The 19,482-nt window shown below is 70.9% G+C and carries 18 protein-coding genes and 1 pseudogene; 12 read left to right on the top strand and 7 right to left on the bottom strand.

The features are described 5' to 3' along the window. Positions 1–59: 59 nt before the first annotated feature. A complete protein-coding gene (locus CHR28_RS09115) occupies positions 60–431 on the bottom strand; it encodes a winged helix-turn-helix transcriptional regulator (RefSeq protein WP_094053010.1) in 372 nt (123 codons plus the stop codon). Positions 432–511: 80 nt separating this feature from the next. Between CHR28_RS09115 and CHR28_RS09110 the strand changes: the two genes are divergently transcribed. Further along, positions 512–922 carry a RidA family protein gene (locus CHR28_RS09110; RefSeq protein ID WP_094053009.1) on the top strand — a complete coding sequence of 137 codons (411 nt, stop codon included), beginning with the start codon at positions 512–514 and terminating at the stop codon, positions 920–922. Positions 923–1,179: 257 nt separating this feature from the next. Here CHR28_RS09110 and aztA read toward each other — a convergent pair whose 3' ends face one another. After that, complete coding sequence (aztA, locus tag CHR28_RS09105) at positions 1,180–1,923, bottom strand: zinc ABC transporter ATP-binding protein AztA (RefSeq protein WP_094053008.1); 744 nt, start codon at positions 1,921–1,923, stop codon at positions 1,180–1,182. A 15-nt stretch (positions 1,924–1,938) separates the two neighbouring features. Here aztA and aztB point away from each other — a divergent pair, with 15 nt between their 5' ends. The 6 genes from aztB (at position 1,939) to CHR28_RS09075 (ending at position 8,340) form a co-directional block, all read left to right on the top strand. Then, positions 1,939–2,799: a zinc ABC transporter permease AztB gene (gene aztB, locus CHR28_RS09100; RefSeq protein ID WP_094053007.1), complete on the top strand. Its 861-nt coding sequence runs from the start codon at positions 1,939–1,941 to the stop codon at positions 2,797–2,799. Positions 2,800–2,820: 21 nt separating this feature from the next. Continuing rightward, the gene (locus tag CHR28_RS09095) at positions 2,821–4,056 is read left to right on the top strand and encodes a hypothetical protein (RefSeq protein WP_094053006.1); all 1,236 of its coding nucleotides are present in this window, start codon (positions 2,821–2,823) and stop codon (positions 4,054–4,056) included. Next, positions 4,053–5,030 (top strand): zinc ABC transporter substrate-binding protein AztC, encoded by a 978-nt coding sequence (gene aztC, locus CHR28_RS09090; RefSeq protein ID WP_094053005.1) that lies wholly within the window; start codon positions 4,053–4,055, stop codon positions 5,028–5,030. Before CHR28_RS09095 ends, aztC begins: the two co-directional genes overlap by 4 nt. An 88-nt stretch (positions 5,031–5,118) precedes the next feature. Continuing rightward, a complete protein-coding gene (aztD, locus tag CHR28_RS09085) occupies positions 5,119–6,321 on the top strand; it encodes a zinc metallochaperone AztD (RefSeq protein WP_094053004.1) in 1,203 nt (400 codons plus the stop codon). A gap of 214 nt (positions 6,322–6,535) precedes the next feature. Then, positions 6,536–7,231: a response regulator gene (locus CHR28_RS09080; RefSeq protein ID WP_094053003.1), complete on the top strand. Its 696-nt coding sequence runs from the start codon at positions 6,536–6,538 to the stop codon at positions 7,229–7,231. Beyond that, the gene (locus CHR28_RS09075; RefSeq protein WP_094053002.1) at positions 7,228–8,340 is read left to right on the top strand and encodes a sensor histidine kinase; all 1,113 of its coding nucleotides are present in this window, start codon (positions 7,228–7,230) and stop codon (positions 8,338–8,340) included. Before CHR28_RS09080 ends, CHR28_RS09075 begins: the two co-directional genes overlap by 4 nt. Before the next feature lie 217 nt (positions 8,341–8,557). Here CHR28_RS09075 and CHR28_RS09070 read toward each other — a convergent pair whose 3' ends face one another. Together CHR28_RS09070 and CHR28_RS09065 are read right to left on the bottom strand one after the other, a co-directional pair. Then, the gene (locus tag CHR28_RS09070; RefSeq protein WP_094053001.1) at positions 8,558–10,345 is read right to left on the bottom strand and encodes an ABC transporter ATP-binding protein; all 1,788 of its coding nucleotides are present in this window, start codon (positions 10,343–10,345) and stop codon (positions 8,558–8,560) included. A 76-nt stretch (positions 10,346–10,421) separates the two neighbouring features. Continuing rightward, complete coding sequence (locus tag CHR28_RS09065; RefSeq protein WP_143655792.1) at positions 10,422–10,640, bottom strand: hypothetical protein; 219 nt, start codon at positions 10,638–10,640, stop codon at positions 10,422–10,424. Between the two features lie 322 nt (positions 10,641–10,962). On the opposite strand from CHR28_RS09065, the gene CHR28_RS09060 reads away from it, so the two are divergent. After that, positions 10,963–12,120: a heparan-alpha-glucosaminide N-acetyltransferase domain-containing protein gene (locus CHR28_RS09060; protein ID WP_094052999.1), complete on the top strand. Its 1,158-nt coding sequence runs from the start codon at positions 10,963–10,965 to the stop codon at positions 12,118–12,120. A gap of 153 nt (positions 12,121–12,273) precedes the next feature. Here CHR28_RS09060 and CHR28_RS09055 read toward each other — a convergent pair. Continuing rightward, a pseudogene (locus tag CHR28_RS09055) lies at positions 12,274–12,940 on the bottom strand (TetR/AcrR family transcriptional regulator). Positions 12,941–13,041: 101 nt separating this feature from the next. Here CHR28_RS09055 and CHR28_RS09050 point away from each other — a divergent pair. Continuing rightward, complete coding sequence (locus CHR28_RS09050) at positions 13,042–14,007, top strand: NAD(P)-dependent alcohol dehydrogenase (protein ID WP_094052998.1); 966 nt, start codon at positions 13,042–13,044, stop codon at positions 14,005–14,007. Positions 14,008–14,215: 208 nt separating this feature from the next. Here the strand turns inward: CHR28_RS09050 and CHR28_RS09045 are convergent, their stop codons facing one another. Next, positions 14,216–15,337, bottom strand: a complete 1,122-nt coding sequence (locus CHR28_RS09045; RefSeq protein ID WP_218829462.1) for an epoxide hydrolase family protein — start codon at positions 15,335–15,337, stop codon at positions 14,216–14,218. A 493-nt stretch (positions 15,338–15,830) separates the two neighbouring features. Between CHR28_RS09045 and CHR28_RS09035 the strand changes: the two genes are divergently transcribed. Continuing rightward, positions 15,831–16,478: a hypothetical protein gene (locus CHR28_RS09035; RefSeq protein WP_094052996.1), complete on the top strand. Its 648-nt coding sequence runs from the start codon at positions 15,831–15,833 to the stop codon at positions 16,476–16,478. Between the two features lie 305 nt (positions 16,479–16,783). Here CHR28_RS09035 and CHR28_RS09030 read toward each other — a convergent pair whose 3' ends face one another. Further along, positions 16,784–17,962, bottom strand: coding sequence for a Cmx/CmrA family chloramphenicol efflux MFS transporter (locus CHR28_RS09030; RefSeq protein ID WP_094052995.1), 1,179 nt, complete (start codon positions 17,960–17,962; stop codon positions 16,784–16,786). Positions 17,963–18,501: 539 nt separating this feature from the next. Here CHR28_RS09030 and CHR28_RS09025 point away from each other — a divergent pair. Then, positions 18,502–18,873 (top strand): hypothetical protein, encoded by a 372-nt coding sequence (locus tag CHR28_RS09025; RefSeq protein ID WP_094052994.1) that lies wholly within the window; start codon positions 18,502–18,504, stop codon positions 18,871–18,873. A 101-nt stretch (positions 18,874–18,974) separates the two neighbouring features. After that, positions 18,975–19,349: a hypothetical protein gene (locus tag CHR28_RS09020; RefSeq protein ID WP_256984174.1), complete on the top strand. Its 375-nt coding sequence runs from the start codon at positions 18,975–18,977 to the stop codon at positions 19,347–19,349. The last annotated feature ends 133 nt before the right edge of the window (positions 19,350–19,482 follow it).

Raw genomic sequence — 19,482 nt, 5'->3', positions numbered from 1 at the left:
GAGACCGGCCGAGAGCAGGGTCCAGTCGTAGGCGTGCTGCCCCGGCCGTGCAGGCCGGTTCATGTGAGGTCGAAGGCGCGGCGGGCGCGTTCCACCTCGGGCATGTGGGTCGCGGCCCACTCCAGGAGCACCTCGACGGGCTGCCGCATGGTCTTGCCCAGGGGGGTGATGCGGTACTCGACGGCGACGGGGCGGGAGCTGAGGAGCACGCGCTCCACGATGCCGTTGCGTTCGAGCCGGCGCAGCGTCGCGGTGAGGGACTTCTGGGTCACCGCGGGGATGGCGCGGCGCAGAACGTTGAAGCGACAGGGACGTTCGCAGAGTTCGTTGAGGACGCTCAGCGACCATTTGTCGAGCACCTGGTCGAGGAACTCCCGGTGGGGGTGCTCGATCCTGAGCTCGTCGTCGTGGCTGTGCGTAGTAGCCGGCACGATACCTGGTCTCCTTGAAGTGTCCTTCGTCTACCAGGTAGCAAAGGTATACCGAGTTTGGCCGAAGTGAGGAGACCGCCATGTCCGTCCGCCGTTTCACACCCGAAGGCATGATGCAGCCCACCCCGTACGAGCATGTGGCCGTGGGTACAGGGACGCGTCACGTGCATGTCAGCGGCCAGGTCGCCCGGTCGGCGGACGGGACGCCCGTCGCCCCGGGAGACCTTGCCGGACAGGTCGCCCATGCGCTGCGGAACGCCGGGAAGGGCCTCGCAGGGGCGGGTGCGTCGTTCGACGATGTCCTGAGGCTCACGTTCTACGTCACGGACTGGGCGCCCGAGAAGATCGATGCGTTCATGGCAGGGGTCGGGCAGGTGGCGGAGGAGATCGGGTTGACGGTGCCGCTTCCGCCCTCCTCGCTGATCGGGGTCGACTACCTGTTCGAGCCCGACGTCCTGGTCGAGGTGGAGGCGACCGCGATCCTCGATTGAGCCGCCCCCGACGCCGACGTGGTCTGCCCTCCTCTCCGCAAACCGCGTCGGCGCCGCCTCGTCTGTCGGCCCAGTCTCACGGCATCGCGACTGCAAGATCTGGGCCAGGCCGACCCACATGTGCTCATCGGCCTCGGGGACAGCGCGGGCAGCTCGAAGGGGTGAGTCTCCAAGCGCCGCATGATGCCGGGCAGGCATGAACCTGCGCACGGGCTGGCCCTTCCGGCGCGGTCTTCGTGGTTACGTGCACCGGGCCCTCAGAGCGTTCGCCAGACCTGGGTCAGGGCCGACGTGGTCAGGACTTGCTCCGGACGTCCCTGCCCGGTGAGGCGACCGTTCTGGAGCAGGAGGCAGGCGTCCGCCGCGCGCGCGGCCTCAAGGTCGTGCGTGGCCTGGACGACCGTCACCCCGTCCGCGACGAGTGCCGTCAGCAGTTCCCCGATGCGCTCCCTCGCCTCGATGTCCAGGCCGGTGGTCGGCTCGTCGAGGAGCAGCAGGTCCGACTCCTGCGCCAGCCCCTGCGCGATGAGGGCGCGTTGCCGCTGCCCACCCGAGAGCTCGCCCAGTTGCCGGGAGGCGAGTGCGCCGATGCCGAGCCGGTCGAGTGCCGCGTCCACGGTCGCGTGGTCCCGGCACGTCAGCCGGCGCCAGGGGCCGCGTTCGCCCCAGCGCCCCATCTCCACGGCCTGCCGGACGGTGAGCGGCAGGGTGTCGCCGACCGCGCCGCGCTGGGGTACGAAGGCGGGCGGCCGGTCGCCGGTGCGGACGAGGACGCCGGATGTCGGCTTGATCACACCGGCGAGCACTCCGAGCAGGGTCGACTTGCCGCTGCCGTTCGGGCCGACGAGCACCGTCGTGGCCAACTGAGGTATTTCCGCAGTGACTTGGTGGAGAACCGGACGTCCTGGATAGCCGGCGCACAGCCCCGAGAAGCGGATGTGAGCGGCTCGCTCGGGGGGCGGGGCGGGCGAGGAGGACGGTTTGATGAACATGATTTTCATTGTAATGTCCTGGCCATGGAATGGTTGACGGTCCCGTTCGAGGTGACCTTTGTGCAGCGGGCCCTCTGGGGCGGGATCCTCGTATCCGTCATCTGCGCGCTGGCGGGCACCTGGGTGGTGCTGCGGGGGATGGCCTTCCTCGGGGACGCCATGTCGCACGGGCTGCTGCCGGGCGTCGCTGTGGCCGCGCTCCTCGGGGGAAATCTCTTCGTGGGCGCGGTGATCAGCGCCGCCGTCATGACGGCCGGCGTCACCGCGTTGGGCCGTGCGCCGAGGTTGTCGCAGGACACCGGCATCGGGCTGCTGTTCGTCGGCATGCTCTCGCTCGGTGTGATCATCGTGTCGCGCTCGCAGTCCTTCGCGGTCGACCTGACCGGGTTCCTGTTCGGTGACGTTCTCGCCGTCCGGCTGCAGGACCTCCTCCTGCTCGCGGCGGCCTTGCTGGCGGCGTTGCTGGTGTCGGTGCTCGGTCACCGTGCCTTCCTGGCCCTGGCCTTCGACGCGCGCAAGGCCCACACCCTTGGGCTGCGGCCCCGCCTGGCACACGCCGTGCTCCTCGGCCTGCTCGGCCTGGCGATCGTCGCCTCGTTCCACATCGTCGGAACGCTGCTGGTCCTCGGCCTGCTCATCGCCCCGCCGGCGGCCGCCCTGCCATGGGCCCGCTCCGTGCACGGGGTCATGGCGCTCGCCGCTCTGCTCGGGACCCTGGCCACGTTCGGCGGCCTGCTGTTGTCCTGGCACCTGAGCACCGCCGCCGGCGCGACCGTCGCCGCCCTGGCGGTGAGCCTGTTCTTCATCTCCCACGTGCTGTCGGCCCTGCGTGACCGCCGTACGCGCCACGCCCACGCCCCGGTCCCTGCACTCGAAGTCAACTGAAAGAAGCCGGAGGCGATCGGCATGACCGTCCACGCAAGCGTCACTCCGCGGGCAGCGGCCGCACTGGCGCTCACCGCGCTGCTCACCACGAGCTGTGCGACAGAGAGCAACAACCCCGCGCGGCCCGCCGCGAGTTCCCCGTCCGCCACCCCGCACGGGTACGTCGAGGGAGCCAGGGAGGCCGCCGAGCAGCAGTCCCGGCTCCTGCTGAACGACCCCGGCAGCGGCAGCACCAGGGTCCTCGACCTCATCACCGGCAAGGTGCACAGCACTGCCCAGGTGAAGGACGCCGCTCGGCTGGGGACCGACGGCAGGTTCGGCTACCTCCGCACACCCGGGGGCACGCATGTCCTCGACAGCGGCGCCTGGATGGTGGACCACGGCGACCACGTCCACTACTACAGCGCGGCGCCACTCGACGTGGGGGAGCTTCCCGCGGCCAGTGGAGCCCAGGCGCGCAGCGACGTCGCCGTGACCGCGGTGACCGACGCGGACGGGCGCGCCGTCCTCTACGACCGGACCAAGCTGGAGCAGGGCACGATCAGCTCTCCACGGACGCTGCCGGGCACATACGCCGGTGCCGTCGTCCCGTTCGAGGAACACCTGCTTGCCTTCGCGCACAAGGGCGGCACCACCGAACTCGTCGTCCTCGACCGCAAGGGAGAGCGCGTCGCCTCACCGGACATGACGTGTGCTGACCCCCGAGGGGACGCCGTCACCCGGCGCGGCGTGATCCTCGGCTGCTCCGACGGCGCCCTGCTCGTCCGGACCGAGGACGGCGTCTTCACCGCCGAGAAAATCCCGTACGGGAGGCACGTCCCGGCGCGGGAACGGGCCACCGCCTTCCGTCACCGGCCCGGCAGCGACACCCTCACCGCCCCGGCCGGAGACGACGCGGTCTGGGTCCTCGACGTCACCGAGCGAACCTGGAAACGGGTGGACACCGGAGACGTCGTCGCGGCCAACACCGCCGGAGAGGGCTCACCCCTGCTCGTACTGGAGACCGACGGTGCGCTGCACGGCTATGACATCGCAACCGGAAAGCAGACCGCCCGGACGAATCCGCTGCTGACGGAACGAAAGCGAGCCGGCACCGGCGACAACGCCCCCGTCATCGAGGTCGACCGCAGCCGCGCCTACGTCAACGACCCCGGAGGCAAGAAGGTGTTCGAGATCGACTACAACGACGGCCTGCGCATCGCACGCTCCTTCGACCTGGACATCCGGCCGGGCCTCATGGCGGAGACCGGCCGATGAGCCGCACCGAGGCCAAGCAGCGTGCGAGGGTGCGCATCGCCCGCCTGCGGAGCCTGATCGCGGGTCTGCTCGCCCTCGTGGCAGCCGCGACCGTCACCGCCTGCACTCCTGGCGACGATCAGCCCGGCATCGTCGTCACGACCAACATCCTCGGCGACGTCACCCGGGAGATTGTCGGGGACGAGGCCGGCGTCACCGTCCTGATGAAGCCCAACGCCGACCCGCACTCCTTCGGTCTGTCGGCGGTGCAGGCCGCCGAGCTGGAACAGGCGGACCTGGTCGTCTACAACGGCCTGGGCCTGGAGGAGAACGTGCTGCGGCATGTGGAGGCTGCCCGCGAGTCCGGCGTCGCCACCTTCGCGGCCGGCGAGGCGGCCGACCCGCTCACCTTCCGCACGGCCGGCGACGGCGGCCCCGAAGGCGAGGAGGAGCAGCCCGACCCGCACTTCTGGACGGACCCCGACCGGGTGCGCAAGGTCACCGGCCTGATAGCCGACCAGATCATCGACCACGTCGACGGCGTCGACGCCGACTCGATACGCGCCAACGCCGACCGCTACGCGAAGCAACTGTCGGACCTCACCACCTGGATGGAGAAGTCCTTCGGCCGCGTCCCCGCCGACCGGCGGGCGCTCGTCACCAACCACCACGTCTTCGGCTACCTCGCGGACCGCTTCGGATTCCGCGTGATCGGCGCGGTCGTCCCCAGCGGCACCACATTGGCCTCACCCAGCTCCTCGGACCTGCGCTCCCTCACCGAGGCGATGCAGCGAGCGGGCGTGCGCAGCGTCTTCGCCGACTCCTCCCAGCCCAGACGGCTCGCCGAGGTACTGCGAACGGAGATGGGCGGCGGGGTTCGCGTCGTCGAGCTGTACTCGGAATCCCTGACCGCCAAGGGCGACGGTGCGGACACCTACCTGCGGATGATGCGCGCCAACACCACCGCCATGGCCACCGGTCTGACCGGCGACTGACCCTCCGAACCTTCCGGCACACCGGTCATCGGGCCGGCACATCACGTCCCCATGCCGCCACCCGCGCGGCACAGAAAGGAACGCAACGATGAACAAGGCGATACGCGGCAGAGCCCTGACGGGCACGGCACTGGCCCTGGCGGTCTCGACCGCCCTGACCGCCTGCGGCGAAGAGGGCTCCTCCACGGCCGGTACCAAGTCCGACACCACCGCGACCGCCACGCCCGCGGCGACGGTCAAGGACCCGGTGGTCGCCACCTTCGACGGCGGCCTGTACATCCTTCACGGCGAAAGCCTGAAGCTCGCCAAGACCATCGACCTGCCCGGCTTCAACCGGGTCAACCCCGCGGGCGACAAGGACCACGTCGTCGTCTCCACCGACAGCGGATTCCGTGTTCTGCACGCCACCGGCCAGACCCTCACCGACATCGAGTACAAGGGCGCCAAGCCCGGCCACGTGGTCCGGCACGCCGGCAAGACCGTGCTCTTCACCGACGGCACAGGAGAGGTCAACGTCTTCGACCCCAACGACCTGAGCGGTGGCGAGAAGCCGCAAGGGCGCACGTACACCTCCGCCGAGGCGCACCACGGCGTCGCCATCGAACTGGCCGACGGCAGACTCGTGAGCACTCTGGGCACCGAGGAGAAGCGCACCGGCGCTCTGGTGCTGGACAAGAACAACAAGGAGATCGCGCGCAACGAGGACTGCCCCGGTGTCCACGGCGAGGCGGCCGCCGAGAACGAAGCCATCGGCATCGGCTGTGAGGACGGCATACTGATCTACAAGGACGGCGAGTTCACCAAGATCGACGCACCCGACGACTACGGCCGCATCGGCAACCAGGCGGGCAGCGACGCCTCGCCGGTCCTCCTGGGCGACTACAAGACCGATCCCGAGGCGGAGTTGGAGCGGCCCACCCGTATCTCCCTCATCGACACCGACAAGAAGAAGCTGCGCCTGGTCGACCTGGGCGCGAGCTACTCCTTCCGCTCGCTGGGCCGCGGTCCGCACGGCGAGGCCCTGGTCCTCGGCACCGACGGTGCCCTCCGCGTCATCGACCCGGATACCGGCAAGGTCGAGAAGAAGATCCCCGTGGTGGGCGAGTGGCAGGAGCCCCTGGACTGGCAGCAGGCCCGGCCCACCCTGTTCGTGCGCGGACACGTCGCATACGTCTCCGAGCCCGGCAAGAAGGCGCTGCACGCCATCGACCTGGAGACGGGGAAGAAGATCACCTCCGTCACCCTGCCGAACAGCACGAACGAACTGTCGGGCGTCGTCGCCGGACACTGACCCCGCACCGTGCCCTCCCACATCGGCCTTGACGCCGCGGTGGCGAGGGCACACCGCTGCCGGGGGACACGCGCCGATCACGGACTGTACGGCAGGCGGCCGTGTGCCCCTGCCGAGTGGTGGGTGCCGCCCCGCCGTGTGGCTGGAGCTGCCGCTCGCCGGGCCACAAGGGCTCTACGTGGGCTTTAGGGTCGAGTCGGCATGGCCGGACGGCATGAACGAAGGTGAGGCGGAGCTCGTGATCCGGGTAGTGGTGGTCGACGACGAGGCACTGGTTCGCTCGGGCTTCGAACTCATTCTGGGCGCGTCCGAGGACATCGAGGTTGTCGCGACCGCGAGAGGCGGCCACGCGGTGGAGACCGTCCGGCGGCAGCGGCCCGACGTGGTGCTGCTGGACATCCGGATGCCGGACGTCGACGGGCTCACCGTCCTGCGCGAGTTGCGGACCATGCCGGATCCGCCGGTGGTGGCCATGCTGACCACGTTCGACGCCGACGAGTACATCCTGACCGCGCTGCACTCCGGCGCGGCCGGCTTCCTCCTCAAGGACACCGAGCCGGAGCAGCTTGCCCACCTGGTGCGGACCCTGGCCGCAGGCGGTGTCGTGTTGTCCCCCAAGGCATCACGGGCCCTGCTGCACAGTCACCCCGGCACCGCGGCGGCGGTCGATGCGGAGGCGGCCCGGGTACGGCTGCTCACCGCGCGGGAGCGTGACGTCCTCGTCCTGGTGGCGGAGGGGTTGTCGAACGCGGACATCGGGGCGCGTGTCCATCTGGGGGCGGGCACGGTGAAGGACCACGTCAGCGCGATCCTGACGAAGCTGCGGGTGGCGAGCCGGGTGCAGGCCGCGCTGCTGGCGCAGCGGGCCGGACTGCTCGACGAGCACCCGCGGCCCGGGGCCGGCCGATGAGCCGGGCACGTGCCGTGTGGCAGCGGGTTCCCACGCCGGTCATCGACCTCGTCCTGGTGGCGGTGGCGGCCGTGGACGTGCTGGTGGTGAACACGTGGGAGTACTCGGGGACCGAAGTGGCGCTGGCCGCGGTGGGCTGCGTCGCGTTGGCGTTCCGGCGCCGGTTCCCGCTCGCCGTGTTCCTGCTCACCCTGCCCATCGCGCTGATGCAGGAGGTCGCCGTCGCTGTGCTCGCGGCGCTGTTCACCCTGGCCGAACGGTCCCGCGACCGCCGTCTCCTCTCGGTGTGCGTCGTCCTGGCCGCCGTGGCGAGCAGTACTCCGTGGCCCCTGGCCGAGGCGGACCGGACGATGACGCTGGTCTTCTTCGTGTACGGCCTGGCAACCAGCGTCGCCCCGGTCCTCTTCGGCCAGCTTCTCCAGGCGCAACGGGACCTGGCGCGGCGGCTGGCCGAGATCGAGGAGGCCAGGGAGCACGAGCGGAACCTGCATGCTCAGGCCGTGCTCGCCCGCGAACGCGCCCAGCTGGCCCGTGAGATGCACGACGTGGTCTCCCACCAGGTCAGCCTCATCGCCGTACGGGCCGGGGCGTTGCAGGTCGCCGCCAAGGACGCGGATGCCAAGGAGGCTGCTCGCACGATCCGTTCGCTGAGCGTGACGACCCTGGACGAGCTGCGCACCATGGTCACGCTGCTGCGTGCCTCCGGCGGCAACGCCACCGAACCGACCCCGCAGCCCACCCTGGCCGACTTGCGCAAACTGGTGGCATCCAGCGGCACTCACACGGAGCTGACGGGTGAGCTGCCGCCCACGGTGGGCACACCCGCCCAACGCGCCCTCTACCGCACGGTCCAGGAAGCCCTGACCAACGTCCGCAAGCACGCCCCCGGCGCCCACGCCCGCGTCGAGCTGTGGCAGGACGGGGACGGCGTGGGAGTGACCGTCACCAACACCCCTCCTACGCGCCCCTCCCTCTCCTTGCCCGGTTCGCAGCAGGGCTTGGTCGGTCTGCGGGAAAGGGCCGAGATCCTGCACGGCACCCTGGACGCGGGCCCGACCGCGGAGGGCGGCTACCGGGTGCGGCTGAGGGTCCCGCGCAGCGCGGACTGACACGGCGTTCTGCCGGCCCGCGGCTCACGGGGCTCACACGTGAGCCCCGTGAGCCGCGGGCCGGCAGCGGGCGCCGACTCCCGTGGACCGCGCTCCGTGGGCTTGCCTTTCCCAGTTCCCTGTCCCGGCCGTTCCCGGTGCCGCGCCGGCCCGGTGAGGATTGGATTCCTCCGGCACGTGGGGCAGTGGACGACCGGACAGCCCTGCGTGCGGTGGGTCATCGCGCGGGGGCCAGGAGCTGGGTGGCCGCCAGCCGCGCGTACAACCCGTCCTGGTCCACCAGTTCCTCATGGGTGCCCACGGCCCGGACCCGGCCCGCGTCCATGACGACGATCCGGTCGGCGTCCGTCACCGTCGACAGGCGATGGGCCACCACCAGCACGGTGATCTCACGCGCCACCTCCGCGATGACGTCCCGCAGTGCCAGCTCGTTGACGGCGTCGAGTTGCGAGGTCGCCTCGTCCAGGAGCAGCAGCCGGGGCTTGCGCAACAGGGCACGTGCGATGGCGACGCGTTGCCGTTCGCCGCCCGACAGCTTCGAGCCGCGGTGTCCGACCGGGGTGTCCAGGCCGTGGGGCAGGCGGTCTACGAGGGTGTCGAGCTTCGTCTGTGCCAGGACGTCGCGGATGTCGTCGTCCGTCGCGCCGGGCGCGGCGAAGACCAGGTTCTCGCGGAGCGTGCCTGCCAGCACGGGCGCGTCCTGCTCGACGTAGCCGATGGCGGACCGCAGTCGGGGCAGCGGCCAGTGCCGTACGTCCTCGCCGTCAACCAGGACCCGGCCGCCGGTGACCTCGTGGAACCGCTCGATGAGCGCGAACACCGTCGACTTGCCCGCGCCCGAGGGGCCGACGAAGGCCGTCATCCCGGCACCGGGTACCTCGAAGCTCACCTGCTCGTGGACGTACGGCAGGCCCGGGCGGTAGCGGAAGGACACGTCCTCGAAACGGACCGATGCCGGAGCCGGCACCGTCGGCACCTGTCCGGGGACGGCGCCCGTCCTCCGGTGGGCCGGTTCCGTCGACAGGCGTTTCGCCTGCGCGATCCGGGAGATCGCCACCGCGCCCTCCTGATAGGAGGACACGGCGTCGACCAGCCTGGACACCGGCTCGATCAGGTAGAAGAGGTACAGCAGGAAGGCGATGAGGGTGGACACGGGGATCTCCCCGGACGCCACCCGCGCCCCGCCTACGGCGAGCACCGCCAGGAAGGCCAGCTGGACGGCGAGTTCGTCCGCCGAGCCCGCCACGGCCTCCCACTTCGCGCTCTTCACACCGTGCCGCCACGCCCGCCGCGCCGCCGCCTCCACCCGGGCGGTCTCCCGCTCCTCGGCACCGCACGCCTTCACCGTGCGAAACGCCCCGAGGGACCGCTCCAGCGCGACGGAAATCTCCCCGACCGCCTCCTGCGCACGCTCGGTGGCCCGCGCGATCTGTGGCATCACCAGCGCGGCGGCCCCGCCGACCAGCACGACCACACCGAGCGTCACACCCAGCAGCACGACGTCCAGGAACGCCATCACCACCACCGCCGCGACGAAGGTCACCGCGCCGGTGGCCGCGGAGACGACCGCCTGGGTGCTGACCGCCCGCAGCAGTGTGGTGTCAGAGGTGACCCGGGACATCAGATCACCCGGCGGGATCCGCTCCCACTCCGCGATGCGCAACCGCAAGAGCCGCCCCACCAGGGTGCGCCGCGCGGCCAGGACAACCGACTCCGCCGTCCGCTCCAGCACGTACGCGCCGAACGCCTCGGCCGCCGTGCCCAGCAGCACCAGCGCGGTGAGCGCGATGAGGATCCCGGCGATGGTGTCACCGGAGGCGAGCCGGTCCACCAGTGTCTTCGTGGCCAGCGGCTGCAGAAGTCCCCCGGCGGCCCCGAGCAGGGCGCACAGCAGGCCGAGGGCGACGGCCCACCGGTGCGGCCGGACGTACGCGTACAGGTCCTTGGCCGTCTGCCCGGAGGTCAGGGAGGTTTCATCCGTCGCCGGGGCGGATGCGGTGTTCACGAGGTTCCTTTCTTCTGCAGTCCGCTGGGCACCGCATCGACGGTGCCGGCAGACCAGGCGTTGAGCAGGGGTCGGGTCAGTGAGCGAGTCCGGCGGAGCTCATGGCGAGCTTGTGCACCAGCGCTCGGGTCACCTCAGGACGGACGACGACGAACAGCACGAAGGCGCCCGCCGCCAGCGTCATACCGAGGAACTCAAGGAACTCGCTCCTGCCAGGAACGGCGTCACGGCCTGGTACGTCGGTCGAGGGGCCGAGGAAGTCCTCGCGCCCGTTGGGTCGCGCACGGTGTGTCATGCCCCCAGCCTGGAAGGCCGTCCGCCCCGCGCCCATCCGGCAACTGTCGGGTCCACCCCCGCCGAGTGGCTGGAGAAGAAAGCCAGCGGGCCGCACCGGACGGGCCGGGGACCGATGCTCCGCCGGTCGGCAGGGCGGGACCCGCCGATCGGCGGGGCCGTTCCCGAAGACTGCCGGATGGTCCGCCCCCTGACGTCCACGCGAAATTCTCCATATGACACAGACACAGCCGCTGCAGGAGACGTCTGCTCCTCAGGAGGACTCGCCTCCGCCGCCCCGAACCCTCCCCGAGTCCGCCGGGCCGGCCTCGCCCGGTGCGTCGATGGGACGCTTTGTCGGGGTGGACCTGGCCCGCGCGCTGGCCGTGTTCGGCATGTACGTCGTGCACATCGGCCCCCCGCTGTCGGCCACATCCGGCGTCGCCGGCTGGATCCGGTACATATCGGACGGTCACTCATCGGTCCTGTTCGCCACCCTCGCCGGGTTCTCACTGATGCTGCTCGCCGGCCGCCGCGAGCCGAAAACAGGCCTGGCCGGCCGGCAGGCGAAGGCCCGGATCGCGATCCGCGCCGTGGTCCTGCTGGCGCTGGGCACCGTGATGGCCATGGAGTACGGGGGAGTGATCATCCTCGGCTTCTACGGGGTCTACTTCCTCCTCGCCCTGCCCCTGGTGCGACTGCGCGCCAGGACCCTCGCCATCATCGCGGCCGCGTTCGCCCTCGTCACACCGCAGCTGGCGTTCGTCCTCACCTCGGCGCTGACCGAGTCGGTCCAGCAAAGCATCAACACCTACGACCCGCTCCGCCACCTCAGCGAGGTCGGCGTCCTCGATCTGCTGCTCACCGGCTTCTACCCGGCGCTCACCTGGATGTCCTTCGTGATCGCGGGCATGGCACTGGGCCGCCTCGACCTCTCCTCCAGCACCATGCAGAAGCGCCTCGCCGCACTCGGCGCCACCCTCACAGCGGCCGCCTACGGCATGTCCCTGCTGCTCGCCGGCCCGGGCGCGTTGCGCAGCCTCGCGGAAGACGGGCCGTCGTCCGGCTCCGGGGCGCTGCCCACCGGCAGCGGGTCGATGCCCCCTGATGCGGGGTCCCTCCCCGACATGTCCGCGTCGCTTCTGCTGAAGGCCGGGCCGCACAGCGGCACCACGTTCGACATCATCGGCAGCGTCGGAATCGCGATCCTCGTGATCGTGGGCGCGACCGTGGCGATGGACTGCCTGCCGCGACTGCGCCGCCTGGCCAAGCCGGTCATCGCCGTGGGCACCATGTCCCTGACCGCTTACGTCGGCCACTTCCTCGCACAGTCCGCACTGTCCACGCCCGCCGGAACCGGCACACAGCAGTCCTGGCTGCCCCTGATCATGTACGTCCTCGGAGCCATCCTGTTCGCCGCGGTCTGGTCCCGCTTCTTCCGCCGCGGCCCCTTGGAGTACCTGCTCAACGCCGCCACCAAGCCGACGAAGCACATCCGATGACACCCGGCCGGGGCGGGACGCCTCCACACCTCACCCCACCCCACCCCGGTCCGGTCGCTCATGGATTGCGACAGTTCTCCGACGGAGCCGGTCTCCACGGCTCTGGAACCGGTCAGCGCCTCGACGACGAGCTGCGGCAGGTACCGTTTCACGTCAGGCTCTGGGGGGCCGCCGCCCCTGGGGACCGTCAGGTGCAATCGGGAGGCTGCGCAGTGTCAGCGCAGTCGGCGGGGGCAGCGGTTTGTTGGGCGGGTCGGTGCGGAACGACTGGAGCAGATAGGCCACCAGGCGCCGGGACGCTGCACCATCATCCGGTAGGACGGTCACCAGACCGCAGTGTGCCAACAGGACCACGGCGAGGTCGGAAGGGTGAAAATCGGCTCGCAGCGCACCCGACGTCTGGGCCCTGCGTACCAGGGTCGTGAAGTCCCGCTCGGCTCGTTGCCGGGACGGTGCGTGTTCCGACGCGGTCTCCGGGAAGGCAGCGACGAACGCGGCCGGGAACCCGCGTTCCTCCCGTTGCAGAGCGCAGACCGTCTCGACCAGCTGCTGGAAGCCTTGCCACGGGTCAGGGGCGGCCAGAGCCTCGGTGAGCGCCCGCGCGCAGGTCTCCATCTGCTGCGCGTACGCGCCTCTCACCAGGGCGTCCCGGGTGGGGAAGTGCCGGTACAGCGTCGCCACGCCGACCCCGGCCCGTCGGGCCACGGTCGCCATCGGAGCGTCGATTCCGTGCTCGGGCGGCGACGAGGACGCGCTCCCGGTTGCGCCGGGCGTCCGCCCGCACCCCGTCCCGGGCTGTGATCCGAGAGGATTCCGCCATCACTGTCTCTCGCTTCCGGTCCAAGCGGACGATTGCGTCCACTTAAGAGCATACGGTCGATGTCAGATCCCCGTACGGCCACCGGCGGCAAAGGCAGAACGATGAACGACCGCATGATGAAGGCAGTGCTCTACGACCGCTACGGCGGCCCCGATGTCCTCTATACGGGCCGCGTGGCACGCCCCGAACCAGGTCCGGGCGAAGTCCTGGTGCAGGTGCGCGCGTTCAGCGTCAACGGCGGCGAACTGGCAGCCCGTGCCGGCCGTCTCCGCCTCCTGAGCGGCCGGAGATTCCCCAAGCGCGTCGGCCTGGACTTCACCGGCGAGGTCGCCGCGCCGGGGGCCGGAGTCACTCAGTTCACGGCCGGCGACCACGTGTGGGGGGTTCTGGGCCGCACCTCCGGGTTCGGCAGCGCCGCCGAGTACGTGACCGTGCCCGTCGAGCGGGTCGGCCGGCTCCCCGACGGCCTTGACCTGGTGGACGCCGCCGCGCTGCCGGTGGCCACCACGGCCATCACCGCGCTGCGGGACAAAGCCCGCCTGCGCCCCGGCGAACGACTCCTCGTCCGGGGCGCGGCAGGCGGTGTCGGCAACGCCGCCGTTCAGCTCGGCCGGGCGTACGGGGCAGAGGTCACCGCTCTCGCCCGTGCAGCCAACCTCGATTTCGTCCGCGGGCTCGGCGCACACAAGGCCGTCGACCACCGGACCGTGCGGCCGGCGGACCTGGGCCGCTTCGACGTGGTCCTGGACACCGCGGGGACCGGCCTGCGGGCCTTCCGGCGCCTACTGAATCCCGGCGGGCGCATGGTCACCATCGCCTTCGACCTGCAACGGCCGGCTGCGTCACTCGCCTACCTGGCGGCCAGCACGGTCCACGGACGCGGCCGGGTGCGCTTCTTCAGCGGCAACCCCACGCGGGCGGACCTCGACGACCTGGCCCGCCATGTGGTCGAGGGGAAGTTGCGCCCCGCGGTGGACACGGTCTTCCCCCTGGAGGAGACAGCAGCGGCACACCAGGCGCTGGAGGCGGGCGGCGTCCAGGGCAAGTACGTGGTCAGGGTCGTTTAGGACGTCTGGTGGGGTCGTTGCCGGCGGCGAGCGCGGTCGTGAACAGTGGGAAGACGCGCCTGCGCCGACGGCGGCGTCCTGGCCGCCGGAGCCGGCCACCTCGCCAGGACCCTGTGCTTGCGGCCCCGCCGAATCCGCATCGGGCCCGGCGACAGGACGGCCACCGGCCACGCCGGCTGAAACGGCGCCGCCGCCCGGGCGAGCAGGATCACGGGGACGCAGGCCCCTGCCTCGCCAGGTTCACCGCCGTGCGGACGCCGGTGGCGTAATCCGACGGGCGCTCCCAGGCCGCGAAGTGACCGCCGGAGGGCTCCTCCGTCCAGGAGCGGACGTCGAAGAAGCGCGCCGCGAACTCCCGGGGCGCGTTGACCAGGTCCTTCGGGAAGATCGTGAAAGCCGTGGGGACGTCGATCCGCCCGGCCGGTTTCGGCCCGCTCTCGGCGTAGGGGGTGAAGGAGGTGCCAATGGCGCCACTGACCCAGTACGCGGTGATCCACGTGAGCAACTCGTGCCAGCTGAACACCGTTTCCACATCGCCGTCGCAGTCGGTCCACGCCCGCAGCTTCTCCAGGATCCAGGCGGCCAGGCCCGCGGGCGAGTCCCCGAGTGCCACCGCCAACGTGTGCGGCTTGGTGGCTTGTTCGTGCATGTAACCGCCCTCCGTGGCCTGCCAGTGATGACCGTGCCGGACGTACGCCTGCTCCGCGCCGGACAGGTCCTGCGGCGGGTCCACCAGGAAGCGGTACTGCGACACGTCCGTCAGGTGCAGGGCGGCGACGCGGTCGGGGTGAGCGGCGGCCAGTGCCTCGGCGACGTCGCAGCCCACATCACCGGCGGACACGACGTAGCGCTCATAACCGAGCTCGGTCATCGCGCTCGCGATCGCTTCGGCCATGTCCCGGGACGACATGCCGCGGCGGGCGACAGGCGCGGCGAACGGGAAGCCGGGCAGGGCCGGGACGACCACATGGAGGTCGGACAGCAAGGGCCAGACCTTCTCGAACCGCAGGACGGAGTCGGGCCACCCGTGCAGCAGCACCACTGCCACCGCGTCGCTGCGCGCCGCCCGCAGATGGAGTGCCCGCACCGGTGCGCCGCCCTGGCCGGCCAGGACCCAGGGCAGAGCGCGGAGCCGGGCTTCGTGCTCGCGCCAGTCGTAGGAGTGGGCCCAATAGGAGATGAGGTCCGCGAGGTAGTCGCCGTCGACACCGCGTGCCCATCCGAATCCGGTGGGGACGTCGACCCGGCGGTAGCCGCGCAGGCGCAGGCGCAGGTCGTCGAGCACCGACTGGTCCACGACGAGGGCAGCGGCCTGTTCCGTGCTCATCATGCTCGGTCGTCCTCTCGTTTCGTCTGAAGCGTGTCTCGAGCCCACATCCCGGTGATGCCCAGAACGCCGTCTGAGAGACGTCTGCCCCGGAGGGCGTATGCCGAGACGATGGACCACTCAGGCCCAGGGTGTTCGCCGACTGGTTGCCGACGGACACGTCCACATGTGGACCATGCGGCACTGAGCAGCTCTCCGTCCTCGCCCGCGACTTCTCCGCCTTAGCAGTCGCACTGCGCGGCAAGGCCTTCGCCACGGCGGAGCCGCAGCGCTGGGCTCTCGGTGCCGTCCGGTGTCCCATCGCCGACGAAGCGCGTTCGGAGCTGGTGGAGGCGTTTTCCGGGGAGTACGAGATGACACGGTGACCACCCGCCTAGTGGGCTCGACCATTAGGCTCTGGTCGCTGTGGATACCGCGAACCGCCGCTCGAGCGCCGCGGGTCGTGTGGACGGCCGGCGAACCGCCGCACCACGGCCGTTCCGGGAGGGGAAACGTGATGATCGCTGCGGAGTACGGCTACGAGGTGCTGCCGGGCGTGGCGGTGGACACCCCGGGCGTCGAGGACGTTCTGCGGCGACGTGAGCGAGGCCTCCGGTGGGGTGTCCTGGCGCTGGCCGCCGAAGTGCTGCTGCTGGCGGCCGTCCTCTCCGTGGCCGGTCCCGGCTCGGCCCCGGGGCCGGCCACCACCGCTTGCCTGACCCCCGTCATCGCGGCCACGGTTGGCTTGACGCTGCTGTGGCGCCGGGCCCGTCGCCGGGAGCGGCTGGTCATGTCCACCTACGCGTGGCAGGTCTGGCCCGTGCGGACGCAGGACGTCCGGGTGGTCGCCGCGGAGGGAGAGCGGGTCCAGGGCCGTCGCTGGGGGACGGACGGGCGGGTGGTGCTGCTCCAGCCGGACGGCCAGAGCCACTGCTCGTTCCCCGTCCCCCGGGATGGCTGGGACGGGCCCGGCCCGCGCGGCCCCCGCCCGGCGGACCGGGTGTGGTTCGCCGGCGACACCCGGTTCGGCGGCATGGTCGCCGAACCGGGCGGGCTGCCCTTCCGGTACGTCGTCCGTTCGACGCCGGGCAGGCGCCGTGGCATCGGAGTGGAAGACGAACTGGCCCGCCGAACGGGCCTGATGCCGCGGAGCCGGCGGCGGTAGGTGAGCTGGCGACGAAGGGTGATGCGGCGGGTAGAGCGCGCGCTTGTTGTCCCGCCGCGGCTGCTCGATCCGTTCCACGGCATCCGGCGGGATCCGGGGGAGGGGGGGGCGGAAACCGCAGGACACTCGATCGGTGCCATGCCCCCAGCCCGGCCTCCCCGTGCGTGTCGTACCGGTTCTTCTCCGTGGACAGGCCGGTGCGGCAGACACCGGCCTCGGCGGCGACGTGCGAGATCGGGGGGGTACGGCAGCGCTCCCCACCGGCCGCCGGCGTCTCTCGACGTTCAAGGGCGCGTTCGCATGGGTCACCGCACCATCCCGGTACTTCGACGGGCCGTGACGGCGGTGAGGAGGGGAAACGCGATGAGCAGCGCGACCGCGACGAGGAGTCCGCTCGCCCAGAACGGTCCGCGGACTCCGGCCTCGGTACTGAGCGTGGCCGCAGCCACAGCGGGGCCGACGGCGGCGCCTACGTTTAGGGCCGCCGTCGCATAGGAACCGGCCATGGTGGGGGCTCCCGCGGCCTCGTAGAGGACCCGCGTAATCAAGGTGCTGCCCAGCGCGAACGACAGCGCGCCCTGCACGAATACGAGGGTGAGGAGGGCGACCGGCTCGTCAGCCAGCAGCGCCAGCACCGGCCAGCCGGTGAGCAGCAACGGACCGCCGGCCGCGATGACCGCTCCGGGACTTCGGTCGGACAGCCGTCCGGCGGCGGTGACGCCCACGAAGGAACCGGCACCGAAGAGCACCAGAGCGACAGGGATCCACAACTCACTCAGCCCGGCGCTGTCGGTCACCACGGGGGCGATGAAGGTGAGGCTGCCGAACGTCGCCGCGTTCACCAGCGCTCCGAGCAGCATCACCAGGATCAGCCGTGGCCGGGCGAGTTGGGCGAACTCCGCTCGCAACGCCGGCCTGCCGGTCGCCTCGTCCTTACCGCGTCCTGCCGGGACGCCTTTCAGGATGCCGACGGCGGCAGGCAGGCAGAGAACGGCGACGGCCCAGAAGGTGGCCCGCCAGCCGAGTGCCGTGCCGAGGACCGACCCACCGGGGACACCGGCGATCGTGGCCACTGTCGTGCCCGACAGCAGCACGGCCAGCGCGCGTCCCTTCCTGTCGGGTGAGACCAGCCCGGTCGCAGCGGTCAGAGCGACGGCGAGGAACCCTGCGTTCGTGAGCGCGGCGACGACCCGGGTGGCGAACAGGAGGCGGAAGTCGGTGGTGACAGCGCCCACTGCGTGAGCTGCCGCGAACACGAGGACGAACCCGAGAAGGGCCGGGCGCCTTGGCCAGTTGCGGGCAAGCGCGGCCACCAGGGGAGCGCCGACGATCATGCCGGTCGCGAAAGCCGAGGTGAGCGTGCCTGCTGTCCCGACGGTGACGTCGAAATCCGAGGCGATGTCCGGCAGAAGGCCGGCGAGCATGAACTCCGAGGTGCCCATGGCGAAGACCGCCAGGGCAAGCAGGTACAGCGGGAGAGGCATCGAGTGGCTCCGAGGTGAGGAGAGGTACGAGAAAGTCGTCTCGTCACCGCGGCCGGCCCCGGGCGCACGCTCGTCCCACCGCGGAAGGCGGCGCGACGACAGGGCTACGAGCTCAGTGGTGCAGGGGGCTGACGGCGTGACCGAAAGCCCCCACCTTGTCTGACTCAGGACTCGACATGGCCCGCACGCTACCCGACCGATGTCCGTCGAAGCATCCTGGTTTCACAGCCGTCGGCCTGCGTCACCAACGCCCTGTCCCGCAGGCGAGGCGTCCGCCACCGGCTGCGGAAGCGGGCCGAAGACGGCACTTCCGTACGGATGGTCACCGCGCTGATGTCCGTGGGCCCCTCCCCGTTCCTCCTGACGCCCTGACATCTGTCAGGACCGGACCCTGCGGCACTCTCCTAGCCTTCCGTCCACGAGCGGATCGGTCGCACGGCACGGGTACAGCACCCCCGCGTGCGTGGCAGAGACCGACCCGCCCACCTGCCGGCCTCAGCCCACCACTGACGACGGCTGCACGAAGAGGGGGACACTTCATGCGATTTCACCTGCGCGCACGAGCCGCGGCACTGGCCGTCGCCGCCGCGCTGGGAAGCCTGGGCCTGATCACGCCCACAGCCTCGGCGGGCGCCCAGCACCAGTGCACGCTCGAGACGAACGCCTACTACTGCTACAACGTCTACGCCGCGAAGGTCTACGACAAGTTCGACGGCACCGGCCAGGTTGTCGGCTACATGTACACGACGTACAGCTGGTTCAGCTGCCGTCTCGACCACGGCGGTTACGTGGGCGGCCCGCACCCCAACCGCTGGTTGTTGACCAAGGCGGACAACGGAGTGTGGGGATGGATGAAGGACACGTCCGTCAGCTCCGAGACCAACCCCCTGATCCCTTGCTCACCCGGGTGACAGCAAGGGATCACGGCCGGCTCCGTCGCCAACGTTCACGGATGCCGATGCGGCATCGATCGTCCAACCGTCCCGAGGGGGAAACCATCATGATCCGTTCCATGAGAGCCGCTGCGGCGGCCGCGGCGTCCACGGCCATCGCCGCCGCCGGCCTGGTCTTCGGCACGGCGGGCTCCGCCCACGCGACCGGACACGGCGAGGGCTTGTACGGTGTCTGGGCCTCCGGCGTCAACGTCCGTGCCGGCGGCGGGGAGCAGTGCTATCTGTATCCGTCCGCCGCCAACTGCCCCTCCGTGCAGACAACGGTGAGCAACCCGGCCAAGGTGTGGGTGTACTGCCAGCAGGAGGGCGCGCAGACCGTGGGCGGCAACCCCTACTGGGTGTGGGTGCTCACCCCGAGCGGCCACCGCGGCTACATGGCCAGCTACTACATCGACAACGCCACCAACTGGATCGACGGCGTCGAGTACTGCTGACGCGGTGGCGACGTACATGGTCGAGAGAACGACCTGCTGAAGAACGCCTCCTCGCGGGCCGGTGCGCGCACCGGCCCGCGAGGAGGCGTTCCCGGCCGTGCCACGCTTCCGGCATCCGCGCGAACAACGACGG

The sequence above is a fragment of the Streptomyces sp. XY006 genome (assembly GCF_002237655.1).
Taxonomy (GTDB): Bacteria; Actinomycetota; Actinomycetes; order Streptomycetales; family Streptomycetaceae; genus Streptomyces; species Streptomyces levis.
Note: the sequence above shows the minus strand (reverse complement) of the source record. Positions and strands in the feature narration are given on the sequence as shown.

Excerpts from the sequence above, each read along its gene's own strand:
- CHR28_RS09030 (WP_094052995.1), bottom strand. The coding sequence starts at position 17,962 with ATGCCTCTCCCGCTGTACCTGCTTGCCCTGGCGGTCTTCGCCATGGGC.
- CHR28_RS09025 (WP_094052994.1), top strand. The coding sequence starts at position 18,502 with ATGCGATTTCACCTGCGCGCACGAGCCGCGGCACTGGCCGTCGCCGCC.
- CHR28_RS09045 (WP_218829462.1), bottom strand. The coding sequence starts at position 15,337 with ATGATGAGCACGGAACAGGCCGCTGCCCTCGTCGTGGACCAGTCGGTG.
- CHR28_RS09065 (WP_143655792.1), bottom strand. The coding sequence starts at position 10,640 with ATGACACACCGTGCGCGACCCAACGGGCGCGAGGACTTCCTCGGCCCC.
- CHR28_RS09075 (WP_094053002.1), top strand. The coding sequence starts at position 7,228 with ATGAGCCGGGCACGTGCCGTGTGGCAGCGGGTTCCCACGCCGGTCATC.
- aztD (WP_094053004.1), top strand. The coding sequence starts at position 5,119 with ATGAACAAGGCGATACGCGGCAGAGCCCTGACGGGCACGGCACTGGCC.
- aztB (WP_094053007.1), top strand. The coding sequence starts at position 1,939 with ATGGAATGGTTGACGGTCCCGTTCGAGGTGACCTTTGTGCAGCGGGCC.
- CHR28_RS09035 (WP_094052996.1), top strand. The coding sequence starts at position 15,831 with ATGATCGCTGCGGAGTACGGCTACGAGGTGCTGCCGGGCGTGGCGGTG.
- CHR28_RS09095 (WP_094053006.1), top strand. The coding sequence starts at position 2,821 with ATGACCGTCCACGCAAGCGTCACTCCGCGGGCAGCGGCCGCACTGGCG.
- CHR28_RS09020 (WP_256984174.1), top strand. The coding sequence starts at position 18,975 with ATGAGAGCCGCTGCGGCGGCCGCGGCGTCCACGGCCATCGCCGCCGCC.
- CHR28_RS09080 (WP_094053003.1), top strand. The coding sequence starts at position 6,536 with ATGAACGAAGGTGAGGCGGAGCTCGTGATCCGGGTAGTGGTGGTCGAC.
- CHR28_RS09110 (WP_094053009.1), top strand. The coding sequence starts at position 512 with ATGTCCGTCCGCCGTTTCACACCCGAAGGCATGATGCAGCCCACCCCG.
- aztC (WP_094053005.1), top strand. The coding sequence starts at position 4,053 with ATGAGCCGCACCGAGGCCAAGCAGCGTGCGAGGGTGCGCATCGCCCGC.
- aztA (WP_094053008.1), bottom strand. The coding sequence starts at position 1,923 with ATGAAAATCATGTTCATCAAACCGTCCTCCTCGCCCGCCCCGCCCCCC.
- CHR28_RS09050 (WP_094052998.1), top strand. The coding sequence starts at position 13,042 with ATGAACGACCGCATGATGAAGGCAGTGCTCTACGACCGCTACGGCGGC.
- CHR28_RS09060 (WP_094052999.1), top strand. The coding sequence starts at position 10,963 with ATGGGACGCTTTGTCGGGGTGGACCTGGCCCGCGCGCTGGCCGTGTTC.